The sequence below is a fragment of the Desulfosporosinus meridiei DSM 13257 genome (assembly GCF_000231385.2).
GTDB classification, from domain to species: Bacteria; Bacillota; Desulfitobacteriia; order Desulfitobacteriales; family Desulfitobacteriaceae; genus Desulfosporosinus; species Desulfosporosinus meridiei.
The window spans coordinates 1,918,355-1,931,616 of record NC_018515.1 but is presented as its reverse complement, the minus strand read 5'-3'; the positions used below and the strand labels follow the sequence as shown (position 1 = coordinate 1,931,616).

The following is a 13,262-nucleotide window of genomic DNA, read 5'->3' as shown; positions in this document are numbered from 1 at the left end:
TGATTATTATTAGATTATTAAGCGTAGCGGTATTTTTTGCGTTTCATAATGAGGAAAGCGATCGTAACGATAAATGCCGCAAACTCCGCTACTACAATTGCCCACCACACACCATCCAACCCTAACAGCGCAGGGATAATCAGTATTGCGGAAGTTTCAAAAAGTAGAGTTCGCAAAAACGCAATGGCAGCCGAAATTTTTCCATCATTGAGCGCCGTAAAAAACGCCGAGGCAAACGTGCTAAACCCAGTGAGCAGGAATGCAATAGCAAATATACGAAAAGCATGGACAGTCATATCGTATAGATCCTGGTCATAGCCAACAAATACTTTCGCCAGCGGATCAGCCGCAACGATAACGAGCAGGAGCATTGCACTACCCGTCACAGCCATCAAAACCATACTTTTTCTGAACATATTTTTCAGCTCGTTATGATTTCCCGCACCAAATTGATAACTGATAATCGGTGCGCTTCCCATAGAATAGCCGTAAAAAATAGCAGAGAAAATAAAGCTCACATACATAATAACACCGTATGCCGCAACGCCGTTTTCTCCGGCAAAGCGCATAAGCTGGTAGTTATAGAGCATTGAAACCAGCGAAGCCGCAACATTGCTCACCATCTCGGAAGAGCCATTCGTACAAGATCTCAAAAGGACTTTCCCATAAAACTTTGTCTTTGTAGTCAACCTCAAAAGGCTGTCGTTTTTTCTTAAAAAATAGACAAGAGCAATTACTGCTCCTAACGTCTGACTGAGCGCAGTTGCAAAAGCCGCCCCAAATAAACCCCACTGAAACACTACAATGAACAGCACGTCCAGCATGATATTTGACACACCAGCTATGACAGTTGTGGCAAGCCCCAACTTTGGCTTTTCTGCTGTAATAAAAAAACTTTGAAAAGACATTTGCATCATTTGAAATGGCATTACAAGGACAATCACCCGCCCATAGAGAACACAGTCCTCCAGCATGGCCCCCTCTGCTCCCAGAGCCATAGCAAGGGGACGTATTGCAAAAAAGCCAACCGTGCCAAATACAACGCCAGCGACGGCAATAACACAGACAAGCATGGAAAAATATTTGTTTGCCTGTTCTCTGTCGTTCTCCCCAAGGGTTTTACCGACAATAGCCGTACCGCCCGCACCAATCATCAAGCCTATCGAGCTGAGAATAAAAAGAACCGGCATAATCAGATTGATTGCGGCAAAAGGTGTTTTTCCTACAAAGTTTGATACGAAAAATCCATCTACCACACTGTATATAGATGTGAAAATCATCATGGTGATAGACGGCAAAACAAACCGCAGAAGTTTGTTATAAGTAAAGTGGTCTGATAGTTGAATACGCATAAAGGTATTTATCCTCTTTCCGTATGTTTATAATTTTCAAAGACTGTTTGCAGTTCGCCTACAAACAATTCAAGGTCTGCTATAAAGGAAGGCGAGCATTTTTCCAAAGCCGCCGACAACGCTTTGTTTTCTATTTCATAGACAGATTTCATTACCTGTTTTGCGTATGCTTGCCCTTTATCAGTTAGGCATATTTGCAATTCGCGTTTGCGCCCCGGTATCGCTTGCAAGATAACATATCCGTCTACTTCACATTCCTTAATAAGCGTATTAATAGTTGTCTTTGGAAACAGCCAATCGTCACATATCTGCTTTTGTGTATGAAACTCACCGTCATCTAACGCATAAAGCAGCCAGAACAGGTTTTCTTTTACGCCAGACATTTTTGCAATGTTCCAGTAAATTCCATCAAGCGCGGCAGTCGCTTTTCCAATACGCCTTATATCACTGCTATTACCCATAATAATTCCCCCCCTGCGCAATAATCCTAACTCGTACTATACGATAATACGAATTAGGATTATTGTCAATAGGTTTCAGGGGGGGAAATTTTGGACGAACAGGCTAGAAATTTATTTAGCTTTCATCAACTTATATTTTACGACAAAAGACGGCTTCTGGCACTGCCAGTCGCCGTCTTTTATTATTTTCGGGCTGTCTTACTGCGCCAGCCCTTTTGTCTTTCCGCCCGAACATACAGCATTCAGTTAATTAATTATCTAATCAAGTAGTTGTTTTACCCCATTTATATAACATGACACCTCAATGTCAGCGCTTAATTTCATGATATTAAATACAGTACAATACTGCTCTACAAGCTTTATCCTTTTGATCACTTTAGATTCCAAGCCTTCATTCACTTCAATTATGATAGTAGGAAATTGAGACGAATAAAGGAGTTCGGGCTGCAGCACTGAAGTTGGATCTGACTCAAATATCAACATTCGAAGATTTCGTTCTAGAAGTGAAAAAGAACCTTAAAGAAATTTGGAACAGAACAACTTTTGACTACTTAGTCAATAATGGCGGTGTTGGTGGGCCAATGATGTTCACTGAGATGAGCGAAGAGTACTTCGACAAGATTCTAAATACGAACTTCAAGGGACCCGTTTTTTTAACACAACTCCTCGTCCAATTCATGGATGATAGTGGAGCCATCGTTAATACCACGAGCACATCTAAAAACCAATCATTTCCAGGGTACTCCGCCTACGGCTCGATAAAAGCAGCATTCTCATCTTGGACTCGCTACATCGCCAAGGAACTTGCCCCTCGCAAAATTCGGGTCAACGCGGTTTCTCCCGGTCCTACCCACAGCAATTTTGGCGATGGAGTATTCGGTAAACATCCTGAATTCATCCAGCCGCTGGCTGAGCAATCTGTGTTTGGCAGAATCGGCCAACCCGAGGATCTTGCCAAGGTCATTGTGAACCTATTGTCCAATGATTTCGGCTGGGTTACAGCCCAGGACATTGAAGTGTCTGGCGGACATTTGCTTTAAGAATGCGAGAAAAAATTCGGCGGTTTTGAGGGGACTAATCTAGATTAGTCAGACCTCAAAACCGCTGAATTTTCAATCTCCTCATGTTAGGGTATATCGGCGGCTTGCCGCAACCCTTGCTATGTTGGGCATAGCAGCCTTACTTTTAAGTAAGGCCATTGGCCAGAGCCACTATATTACATTACTTAGCGGCGGCCTTCTCATTGTATTGGGATTATATTTCTTTACACGAACAACAGGTTAGAAATTATTAAAGCTTGCGTTCTCATCTTGCCAATGATTCGTCTTGAGTATCGTTAGCCCTTTTAAGTTCATTGTTACTTGAAAGAGTAAGATAACATAATACGTAACCCAAAACAGAGAAACAAATAGATGTTACCAAGAAATCCAGCCCTTCCATATTAACTCCTCCCCTAAATTAAATTTCTACCCCCGATAAACACCTCGAAAATAATGTAAACAATATTAATAAGTTCATAATACAAGAATTTTTTATATTTATTATTATATTGTATTTTTTATAAATTGCAAGAGATTGTGAAAATTGTCTTATACGGACATAATATGTTAAATAAAAAAATACCTAACCTGCAAGATCTCCAGGTCGAGGTATTTGACGTATTCCCTTGCTGTATGGGCTTTACCTTTTGCCAGTTCATCCACCAACTTGTCTATTATTCACTCTTCAGCCCTCCACTTGCTTCGGCATTTCTTAAGCGACGACATTCCAGTTCACTCAGAATTTGTCTGTTACTGCAGCGTGGAACACGCTGTAGAACTGCTGGCAGTGATAACAGATGATTTCGATGGGAACAGGCTTCATGTTGGTTAAGTATTCTGCCCTTCACGGTTTACTTGACGCGAATCTTCGACTTCTTCGAAGTGGTTTAAATCAAGGTAGTTTTGTTTAAGAGTTACCAATGAAATTAACCGTAAACACTGTATGATAAAAAATTAAAGTACCCAGAAGCACAAAATTCTGTTATACTTTTCTTAACTGAATATGAACCTTCGGGGCAAGGTGAAATTCCTTACCGGCGGTGATGATTGCCCGTGCAATTCAGCCCGCGACTCGGTGCAGCTATTAATGTTGCATCGACTGACTTGGTGAGATTCCAAGGCCGACGGTACAGTCCGGACGAGAGAAGGTAAAAACTAGGTTTAAGCAATCTGCTTCCCTAGTTCCTCTTAGGTGCCTCGTGAAATAAATATTTACGAGGTTTTTTCATGTTAATAATTCTTTCTTTTGACATGAGAAGGTTCAATTCAAATACAGTATTAGGATATGGAGGGTTCGAACTTGACTCAAAACAAACAGTCATCTTCATTGGGTATCTGGTGGATCGCCCTTGGAGCTGCTATGTGGGGACTTGATGGTGTCTTTATCGTTTCACTGCTGCACAATCTGACATCCTCTCAGATTGTCTGGCTGGAACACGTCTTACTATTTTTCTTCGCTTTCCCGGTGCTTCTCCGGAAACGCCATGAACTCAAGCAACTTAAACTTAATGACTGGTTGGCAGTTCTCTTCATAGGCTGGGGAGGATCAGCCTTAGCCTCAGTCCTATTTACAGCCGGATTTACTTACGGCAATCCTAACGTTGTGCTCATCTTACAAAAAATCCAGCCCCTTTTTGCTGTACTCCTCGCCACACTAATTTTAAAAGAGCGTTTGCAGAAAAACTACTGGAATTTATTCATTGCTGCACTCATCGGAGCCTACTTGCTTACCTTCGGACTGCACATTCCTTCAGCTGCCGAGAATACTTCACAGCTCATTGGATCGCTGTTTGCCATCGGAGCTGCTGCACTTTGGGGAGGATCCACCGTTATGGGCAAACACTTGGCCGGCAAAGTATCCTTTACTACTCTAACTGCTCTTCGCTTCGCCGTAGCCCTGCCTCTGTTGACTGTTATGGTCTTGGCACAACACCCAGACTGGCAAAGCATGGGGAAAGCCCTTAGTTTGGCACCCGTTTGGTCTAACCTCCTATTTCAAACCCTCGTGCCAAGCCTTATAAGTCTCTTGCTTTACTACCATGGGTTAGATGGAGTGAAAGCTTCTCATGCCACCATTGCTGAACTTGCCTTCCCGGCAACAGGCTTGCTTCTTAACTGGCTGATCTTACACCAGACCATTGACCTTGGGCAATGGATTGGCTTTACCATTGTCTGGCTGGCTGTACTGCAGTTATCCAGAATGAACACCAAACCTGATAAATCAGTGCAGTCCTTTGAATCATCATCTCTTCATCATGCCGATTTGGCCAGCAAATAATCGATTCCGCTTATCTGTGTAACTTTATAGCTGACACAAGTTGAGGTAGGTTTAATACTTACCTCAACTTTTTTAATAATATATTTTAGCCGCCCGCTCAGCTCCTTGATAGTCCTGAAAGGTCTGTAACAAACGCATTTTGTTTTACAAACTCAACACATGATGCACCAAAAATGGTGCGGCTATCGACATATAAATGGCGGCAATACCCATAGCCACCCCGGACATAGACCCCTGCACCCTTCCCTCAGCCAGAGCTGTGGCCGTCCCCTGACCGTGAGCTGTGGTTCCGTATGCCAACCCGCGCACCAGCGGGTTGCGTACTTTTAGCAAATTAAGCAGAAAAGGCGTCAGAAAGGTCCCAATCATGCCTGTAGTAATCACGAAAACCGAAGTCAGCGTGGGATCACCGTTTAAAATCTCGGAGACGCTGACGGCAATGGGCACGGTCACGGATTTGGGAACTAAGGATGTGACAATGAGCTTATCCAGCCCTAGAAATTCCGCCACCAAAACGGTGGTGACGATATTGGCCGTGGTTCCCACCACAATTCCGCACAGCACCGGCAGTATATTCCTGCCTAGGATCTCCTGGTTCCGGTAAAGGGGAATGGCCAAAGCCACGGTGGCCGGTCCCAACAGATAGGTCAAAATATTCCTGGCCTCCTGGTACTGGCTCACCGTAACCCCGGAAAACCAAAAGACTGCAATGATCAGGGCAGTGCTCAGAAAAACAACATTGAGAAACGGGTTGGGGTAACGCTGATTAATAAAACGGCTGAAGACATAAGCGACTATAGTAACAGCCATTGTCAGCAATACTAGCAGCAGATTCATTTAAACTCCTCCTTTGGGCGCACTCAGCCGGACCAGCAAACTGGTCACTGAATTCATAACCACCACGCATACTGCCGTGCCCATAACGATCGACAATAAAAGCTGGGCTCCGCTTAACCGGAACAGACCGATCCACTGCATCAGCCCAACGGCAATGGGAATAAAGAAAAAAGCCAAATGTTTCAGCAGAAAATCCGCTCCTTCCTCAATCCAGTGGATCTGAACCACTCCCGTCAGCAGCAGCAAAAAAAGGATCAGCATGCCCAAAACATTGCCCGGTACCGGGAGATGGCTTAACTCCGCCAGCCAGTTTCCTAATTGATAGATTGCCCAAAGCAAGGCAATCTGCACGATAAAACGTAACCCCTGCCTCATGAACTCTCACCTCTTTCTATAAATAATTGTATAGTCCCAGTTCATATTTGTAAAATAGATAGTTACCATCATATCTATCGATGCAATAGATTTATGAGAATTTCCTTCTGAACTTGAACAATCAGAACACCGAAACCCAAACAAAAGGAGCGTTACGCCCGGCGTAACGCTCCTTCTTCACAAACATTTAAAAATCTGATCATCTCAACTTTTGGCAAAGAATCCGGTGGCGAACTGCAGCCATAAATTAGCCGCATGGGACATGGACCGCCCTCGTTTCCAGATGATGAACATCTGGTGAATTATCTGCGGATTGGTCACCGGGATCACCACAAAGCGGCGGGGATCCAGTTCTCGGCAGGCGGCCCCCGGCAGGAAGGCGATGCCCAAATCAGCCGCCACCATCTGGGTCATCAGTTCAAACTGGGAAGTCTCAAAGATAATGTTGGGCTCAAAGCCCTCATTTTTACACTTGCTGATAATCTCATCATGCAGGCTAAATTCACTGCTGTATAAGACAAAAGGCTCACCGGCTAGGGAACTGAGATCCAGGGATGCCGCTTTGCTGAGCGGATTTTGAGCTGACACGATAACATACAGCGGATCTTCGGCAAAAGCAAAGGAATCAAAATACCGGCTGTCCGGCACGCTGCAGACCGCCCCCACATCCAGAGTTCCGTCCAGAATATCCAGGATGACTTTTTTCGACCCATGCTCGGAAAGACTGATTCCGATTTGCGGGTATTTCTTCTTAAATTCCCCTAGCAATTCAGCAAACAGGGTGGTACCGGTAATGGGCAGCAGGCCGATAGAGATTTTGCCCCGTTCCAGTTTAAGGCGGTTTTGAAATTCGCCGGTGAGATTGGCAAACTTGGTTACGATCTCCTGAGCCTGGTCTAGAAAGACTGCCCCCGTATCCGTCAATTGCACGTATTTGGAGGTCCGGTTAAAGAGTGGAGTACCCAGTTCCCTTTCCAGATCTTTGATCAGCTTGCTGATGGTGGATTGGGTCACGTGACATTTTTCCGCAGCCTTACTAAAACTCTTCTGATGAGCCACTTCCACAAAATACTCCAAATGTTTGATCTCCATGGTCACACCTCCCAAACCCTACCCAATATCTTTACCCCAGATTATAATGAACACGCAGAAATGATGCAAGCTCCACAGCGCCTGTTATCTTGTTCAAACAGAATCCTAGCGGTCCGAAGATTCCTATGGGCAAATTTCCTCATCAAAAAGCTTAAACCCAATGTAAACAAAGAAAAAACGCCCTTATAGGGGCGTCACTCATTTTTTCCTAGTTCTATAAACCATACTATTACAGCCGAAACGAATATGAGGAGAACAACCCATTTCATAAGGACCCCCTCTTTTCACGGACTGTTTTATGATTTATTTTATGTTTTATATCGCACGTATGTTATTTATATTCAAGAAACGTCCTAATAGTTTTGTTCTCGAACTTCAAAATATGCTCTGAGATGTTCACAGACCGGACATATCTCGGGTGCTTCTCTTCCCTCGTGAATATGACCGCAGTTTCTGCATTTCCAATAAACCTTGCCATCTTTTTTAAAGACTTTGCCCTCTTCCAGGTTCTCTAAAAGCTGTTTATAACGTTCCTCGTGTTCTTTTTCTATTTTTGCCACACCTTCAAATAACTTGGCAATATGCTCTAATCCTTCTTCCCGGGCTTCAGCGGCCATTCTCGGATACATATCCGTCCATTCGCTGTTTTCTCCGGCTACCGCCGCTTTCATATTTTCGATAGTATTTGAAAGACCGCCAAGTTCTCTGAACCAAAGTTTAGCATGTTCCTTCTCATTTTCTGCCGTTTCCAAAAAAAACGAACTGATTTGCTCGTACCCTTCTTTTTTGGCTATGGATGCAAAGTAGGTATACTTATTACGAGCTTGAGATTCTCCAAGAAAAGCTTCCCATAAATTCTTTTCCGTTTTTGAACTAAACTCTTCCATAAAACGTCCTCCCTCTTGTAATATTTGTAAAAGTGCTTTTAGTTATTTTATAACATTTTCAGTTTAAATCAATTAAAATTTATTCCATCACCATAAATAAGAGAGCCTTCTCCCGGGTTAGCCCTGCCCTCCGTCAGTCCTATCAACAACCAAGGTTGTCAGGTTAACCTTTAGTACCGCAGGGAACTGAAGCCATGGCCACCTCCTTTTTCAAATCTTACAAACCAGATAAATCAGTTTAGCGGATTAAGTTCAATTTCTTTTTTTGAGGAGCTGCTTTTTTAGGCTGATAGTCTACAAGATGTTGGCAGGCACCACCGGCTATGGCCCACAGATAAAGGCTGGCTACCGTAGCATAAGGCGAATAACGCCGTTTGTATTTATTAAAAAGCTGAGGTGTAATTTTACGGTGATGGTACAGCATCCGTAAACCACGGAGGATTGCAAGGTCGTACCAGCTCATGACATCCGGGCGCTGCAGGGAAAAAATCATCAGCATTTCCGCTGTCCAGACACCAATCCCTTTAATCTGGCTAAGGTGTAGGCAAACTTCTTCATCCGACATTGTTTGTAAAAGCCTCAGGTTCAAGCTGCCCTTCTGCACGGAATCAGCAATTTCTTTGATATATAACGTCTTGCGCATAGATATTCCGCAAGATTGTAATTCTTCCGCCGATATTGCCCTCAGGATTTCCGGTGTAATAGCTGAGCATTTTTCCAGCATTCGATTCCAGATTGTCACCTGGGCCTTTGTAGATATTTGTTGTCCGACAATGGCATTTACCAAAGCCGTGAACATATCGGGGATAACCGGACGGTTGATATGCCCGATCTCATCCATCGCAGCACCGAGTATCGGATCACGGGCTTTCAGCCACTGGATTTCCTTTTCTCCATAATCAAAATACTGTAGATCAGGCATAGTGTTTCTCCAACTCCAATAAAATACTGTTTTACGGGAAGACCGCCTACATAGCCGGTCAAACTGCCGTCTCGTCCCACCACAGGGTGGCAGGGAATAATGTGTTATTCATTATGTTCATACAAAACGATACTCTCAATGTAGTTTGTAAATCTCCTCAGTTCCTTCTCCTGGACTGAGGTTATTTCTCCAGCTTCATACATTCTGCGCATTTCAGAACGCTCAGCATCCAATACTTTAAACCGCAATTCTTCCTTTTGAACTTCGAACCTGTCGTTATCGCGGCCCGTACGCTTGAATCTCTGCAGCATTTTTTCATAGTCCAGAAGCACAGCATAAACGTACTCCGGCTGTTCCTGGGTTTTGGCGTATTCCGTCAAACCCTCAACAGCTGCGCGCATAGCACTTATCTGGATGTCCCGGACGAAATGCAGATCGTCTAAGCCGGCACCGTCATTCCGGTGCTGTTTGCCGCCCAAGCGGCCGAAATCACGCAGGGCACGTTTCAAGAAGAACTTTGTTTCGAAATGCAAATTATTGTTCAGGGCTTCTTCCCGATAATCCAGAAATTGGCTCAGAATGTCGAAAACCGATATATCTATTTCCTCATTGGCCAAAAGATTGCTGATGTACTTTCTTTGCAGGTTTAAAGCCAGTAAACGTGCCTCATTGATTTTCCTGTTATAGTGTTCTGCATACTGTTGATCAGATTTCTGTCCTGAAAGATTCCTCTGAAAACTGGCGGTATATTCGTTGATCAGCTGCAAAGCCGCTAACTCATTTTCCCCATTTGTTTCCGCTTTGATTTTCTTAATTGCCGAGAGCAGGAGTTTATTCTTGGCCCAGGTCAAATCCCCCTGCTCCCCAGCTCCTCCGACAGGTGCTTCCTTTTTGCAAAGCAAGGGCAAAAACAGGGTTGCCAGAATTAAAAGCAGAAGAATTACTCCCGCAGCAATAAAAATAAGCAGCGAACGCTCCGGAAATATCTCGCCGTTTCCTAAAAAAGCCGGCACGGTCAGGACGCCGGCCATGGTCACCGTACCGCGCACACCTGCCAGGGTTGTGATCAGGGCGGTCCTTATTTCCGGTTTTTCAGCACCGCTTCTTTTCCGGAAATAATAATTATTGGCTTTGCTCACAAAAGACCAGATAAAGCGAATGGCAAGAATTGCAAGTCCGATAGCCGCTACATAGCCAAAACCCAGCCAATTGCCCAGATCAGGACTGGATATGGTATCAAACATTGCCGATGGAATATTCAATCCTAATAATAAGAAGACAAATCCGTTTAAGACAAACAAAAGGATGGACCATGTGTTTTCAGTGAGCAGCTGTTCCTCGGCCATGTAGGTTTCCGTATGTTCTCTGACAACGGAGTGGATGATTCCGGCAGTTACAACGGCTATGACTCCTGAAGCGTGGAGAATATCTTCGGTAACGATATAGACGCCAAAGGGAGTCAGAATCTGCAGCAGTGAATGGAACACCGGATCGTTTATCCCGCTTTTGCGCAGTCTGAAGCGAATGAAGATAATCAGCAGACCGAGGAATATCCCCGCGGCAGCCCCAATCAGGAAGGTATAAGAAAAGTCCAGGATCGCCTCCCTGAGAGAAAAATACCCGGTGACAGCCGCTGCTATAGCATAGTTAAAGGCTACAAGACCGGAAGCATCATTGATCAGTGATTCTCCCCTGACAAGAACCATCACCTTTTCGGGTACCCTTATCCTTTTGGCAATGCCATTGACAGCGACAGGGTCCGTCGGCGACAGAATCGCTGCCAGCGCCAAGGCGGCAGGGATTTGAATACCGGGTATGAGCAGATTAATTAAATAGCCGCAAAGTATAGTAGTCAGTATGACAAGGATGAATGCGTTGCCAAAAATCTGAAACCTCATCCCCCATAATTCGTCCCTTGAGAAATGCCGACCATCATTATACAAAAGGGGGGCCACAAACAATAACAAAAACCATTCTGCACCGATTTCAAAAGTATAATTCCCTGTGACAAGTGCTACAATGATTCCCAGTACAATTTGAGTCAATGCCATAGGAATAAAGGGAATATAATGACCGACAATATTTGATATCAGGAGTCCCAGCACTAATAAGAAGACAATGGTTAATAAGTCCATGATAATATCCTCCGCTTACAACCAATTATAACTTAGAATATATCCCAAGTAAAAAAAGGCCACAGAGGCTTACAACCTTCATTCATCATCAAAACACCAAGCCCCGTGTCATCGATAACACGGGGTTTGGTCATGCCCTTCCCACTAATTCGGTTTCTGCTTGATTTCGATTCAATTGTCACTGTCATAGGCTTATCTTAAATAGGGAAAAGAACACAGATGTTTGTTCCACAAGAACTTGAATTGATGAGAATCTTAGCATTATGATTTTCTGCAATTTTGTAGCAAGTTGCCAAACCTAATCCAGTCCCATAATCTTTAGTGGTAAAGAAAGGCGTTCCTAACTTGTTTAGGCATTCTGGGGAAATGCCGCTCCCCTCATCCTCAATTTGAAGAACCACCTTCTTACCCTCTGTAAACGTTCTAATACTAAGGTATCCTCTTTCTTCCATCGCCTCGAATCCATTGCGGGTTAAATTAAGAACTAGTTGGGAAATTTCCTTTACATTAAATTTCAGGTCAGGAATCACCCCTGGAATGAAACAAATTTGTTTATTTTGGGTGAAGGCGTCCGCCTCAATGAGCGGGTATAAATTACTAATGATTTCGTTAAGATTTTTCGATTTTAGTTCATCTTTTTTCATTTGAGCCACTGAGAGAAACTCCGCGATAATCTCATTAGCCCGGTCCAGCTCCGAGATCATCAGGTCGAAGGTTGCTTTCTCCGCCATGTAATCCGCTTTCGCGCCCAATAGCTGGAGATATCCACGTACCGTCGTCATGGGATTTCTAATCTCGTGTCCTATGCTGGCGGCAATTTGTCCTATCAAGTTCATTCTTTCAAGCTTCGAAACTTCCTTTTCGTAATTCCTTAATTCGGTTACATCATTGGCTACACTTAAAATACATTTTTGACCATTGAACTCTATTATTTCAGCAGAAAACAGACCTACTCGATTACTCCCATCTTTTCTTCGAAAACTAGCTTCTATGTTCTTTATGGTTCCTTGGTTAATAAGTAATTCTGTTACTTTAATTCGAGTGGGAGTATCGAAAATGTTAAGTTCAATTGAAGTCCGACCAACTACCTCTTCTGCCGAAAAACCTGTTGTTTCCTCAAAACATTTATTCACTTTGATATAACGACCGTCCGAAATAGCACTGATAGCCATTAAACAAGGACTTGCCCGAAATGCTTTATCCAATAGCTCATTTTCTTGTTCAACTGAATTAGTTATCATCAGACCACTCCGATTCTGCTTGTTGAAAATTCCTAATAGCCTGGATGTGATCGCTTTGAGCATAGCCGCTGCTTCTTAAATTAGGGTTATCCAGACCATAGGTTACCTTAACTGCAAAAACTAAAATTCGTCCTGAAGAGTTACTTTTCCGCCAAATTCTTTAGCTAAGACAATCGATACTTCTTCCAGGCAAGTATGATCAGTAAAACTAGCGATATAACTATTAGTTACCGTCATTATTTCCAGTTCAGCTGATACATTTCTGATGTTAATCCAAATAGCCTGTAAATCTTCCCCCTTGATTACCAAGCAGCTGCCATCATTATCCTCCAGGGGAGTCAGGATTATCTCTCCCTTACCAAGGGTAAGATCATAAGGCTGAGTTTTAAAGAAACCTGTTTTAAGTTTAATTTTAAAAGTCAAAGAAATGTCGAGTGAACACGGCTCGACTTTCACCTCTCTTTCCTTACATAAGGGACTTACAATCTCAACTGTGATACACCAATTATGATTTTATCAGAATAATGCTCATAAAATAATTACCATGCAGAAATTGGCATTGACAATTGTTGGCACAATTAATGACAGATAATTGTCAATTTTGTATAAAAATATGGTACAATCTTCTTTAGGGGTGCTTAT

General features: G+C 43.3%; 12 protein-coding genes and 1 riboswitch. Of the genes, 2 read left to right on the top strand and 10 right to left on the bottom strand.

Features of this window, described 5'->3' with window-relative positions; translation table 11 throughout:
* Window positions 1-17: 17 nt before the first annotated feature.
* Entirely contained in the window at window positions 18-1,352 is a 1,335-nt protein-coding gene (locus DESMER_RS08860; RefSeq protein WP_014902704.1) for an MATE family efflux transporter, read from the bottom strand.
* A gap of 8 nt (window positions 1,353-1,360) precedes the next feature.
* A complete protein-coding gene (locus tag DESMER_RS08855) occupies window positions 1,361-1,813 on the bottom strand; it encodes a MarR family winged helix-turn-helix transcriptional regulator (protein ID WP_014902703.1) in 453 nt (150 codons plus the stop codon).
* 419 nt (window positions 1,814-2,232) lie between these two features.
* On the opposite strand from DESMER_RS08855, the gene DESMER_RS08845 reads away from it, so the two are divergent.
* Window positions 2,233-2,853: an SDR family NAD(P)-dependent oxidoreductase gene (locus DESMER_RS08845; protein WP_083856468.1), complete on the top strand. Its 621-nt coding sequence runs from the start codon at window positions 2,233-2,235 to the stop codon at window positions 2,851-2,853.
* 1,003 nt (window positions 2,854-3,856) lie between these two features.
* A riboswitch (FMN riboswitch) is annotated at window positions 3,857-4,007 on the top strand.
* Between the two features lie 146 nt (window positions 4,008-4,153).
* The gene (locus DESMER_RS08840; protein ID WP_014902701.1) at window positions 4,154-5,131 is read left to right on the top strand and encodes a DMT family transporter; all 978 of its coding nucleotides are present in this window, start codon (window positions 4,154-4,156) and stop codon (window positions 5,129-5,131) included.
* 144 nt (window positions 5,132-5,275) lie between these two features.
* On the opposite strand, the gene DESMER_RS08835 is transcribed toward DESMER_RS08840, so the two are convergent.
* The 8 genes from DESMER_RS08835 to DESMER_RS08800 form a co-directional block, all read right to left on the bottom strand.
* Window positions 5,276-5,968, bottom strand: a complete 693-nt coding sequence (locus tag DESMER_RS08835) for an LrgB family protein (RefSeq protein ID WP_014902700.1) — start codon at window positions 5,966-5,968, stop codon at window positions 5,276-5,278.
* Window positions 5,969-6,343 carry a CidA/LrgA family protein gene (locus DESMER_RS08830; protein WP_014902699.1) on the bottom strand — a complete coding sequence of 125 codons (375 nt, stop codon included), beginning with the start codon at window positions 6,341-6,343 and terminating at the stop codon, window positions 5,969-5,971.
* Between the two features lie 204 nt (window positions 6,344-6,547).
* Window positions 6,548-7,435 carry a LysR family transcriptional regulator gene (locus DESMER_RS08825; RefSeq protein ID WP_014902698.1) on the bottom strand — a complete coding sequence of 296 codons (888 nt, stop codon included), beginning with the start codon at window positions 7,433-7,435 and terminating at the stop codon, window positions 6,548-6,550.
* A gap of 353 nt (window positions 7,436-7,788) precedes the next feature.
* Window positions 7,789-8,322: a rubrerythrin gene (rbr, locus tag DESMER_RS08820; protein ID WP_014902697.1), complete on the bottom strand. Its 534-nt coding sequence runs from the start codon at window positions 8,320-8,322 to the stop codon at window positions 7,789-7,791.
* 238 nt (window positions 8,323-8,560) lie between these two features.
* Window positions 8,561-9,244, bottom strand: coding sequence for a DNA-3-methyladenine glycosylase family protein (locus DESMER_RS08815; protein WP_014902696.1), 684 nt, complete (start codon window positions 9,242-9,244; stop codon window positions 8,561-8,563).
* A gap of 104 nt (window positions 9,245-9,348) precedes the next feature.
* Window positions 9,349-11,379: a Na+/H+ antiporter gene (locus tag DESMER_RS08810; protein WP_014902695.1), complete on the bottom strand. Its 2,031-nt coding sequence runs from the start codon at window positions 11,377-11,379 to the stop codon at window positions 9,349-9,351.
* A gap of 197 nt (window positions 11,380-11,576) precedes the next feature.
* Window positions 11,577-12,683 carry a two-component system sensor histidine kinase NtrB gene (locus tag DESMER_RS08805; protein WP_242831071.1) on the bottom strand — a complete coding sequence of 369 codons (1,107 nt, stop codon included), beginning with the start codon at window positions 12,681-12,683 and terminating at the stop codon, window positions 11,577-11,579.
* A gap of 57 nt (window positions 12,684-12,740) precedes the next feature.
* Complete coding sequence (locus DESMER_RS08800) at window positions 12,741-13,076, bottom strand: hypothetical protein (protein ID WP_014902693.1); 336 nt, start codon at window positions 13,074-13,076, stop codon at window positions 12,741-12,743.
* Window positions 13,077-13,262 lie beyond the last annotated feature (186 nt).

What these genes read in the sequence shown, in the direction of transcription:
- DESMER_RS08855 (WP_014902703.1), bottom strand. Translation starts at nt 1,813, where the DNA reads ATGGGTAATAGCAGTGATATAAGGCGTATTGGAAAAGCGACTGCCGCG.
- DESMER_RS08825 (WP_014902698.1), bottom strand. Translation starts at nt 7,435, where the DNA reads ATGGAGATCAAACATTTGGAGTATTTTGTGGAAGTGGCTCATCAGAAG.
- DESMER_RS08815 (WP_014902696.1), bottom strand. Translation starts at nt 9,244, where the DNA reads ATGCCTGATCTACAGTATTTTGATTATGGAGAAAAGGAAATCCAGTGG.
- DESMER_RS08805 (WP_242831071.1), bottom strand. Translation starts at nt 12,683, where the DNA reads ATGCTCAAAGCGATCACATCCAGGCTATTAGGAATTTTCAACAAGCAG.
- DESMER_RS08830 (WP_014902699.1), bottom strand. Translation starts at nt 6,343, where the DNA reads ATGAGGCAGGGGTTACGTTTTATCGTGCAGATTGCCTTGCTTTGGGCA.
- DESMER_RS08835 (WP_014902700.1), bottom strand. Translation starts at nt 5,968, where the DNA reads ATGAATCTGCTGCTAGTATTGCTGACAATGGCTGTTACTATAGTCGCT.
- DESMER_RS08810 (WP_014902695.1), bottom strand. Translation starts at nt 11,379, where the DNA reads ATGGACTTATTAACCATTGTCTTCTTATTAGTGCTGGGACTCCTGATA.
- rbr (WP_014902697.1), bottom strand. Translation starts at nt 8,322, where the DNA reads ATGGAAGAGTTTAGTTCAAAAACGGAAAAGAATTTATGGGAAGCTTTT.
- DESMER_RS08860 (WP_014902704.1), bottom strand. Translation starts at nt 1,352, where the DNA reads ATGCGTATTCAACTATCAGACCACTTTACTTATAACAAACTTCTGCGG.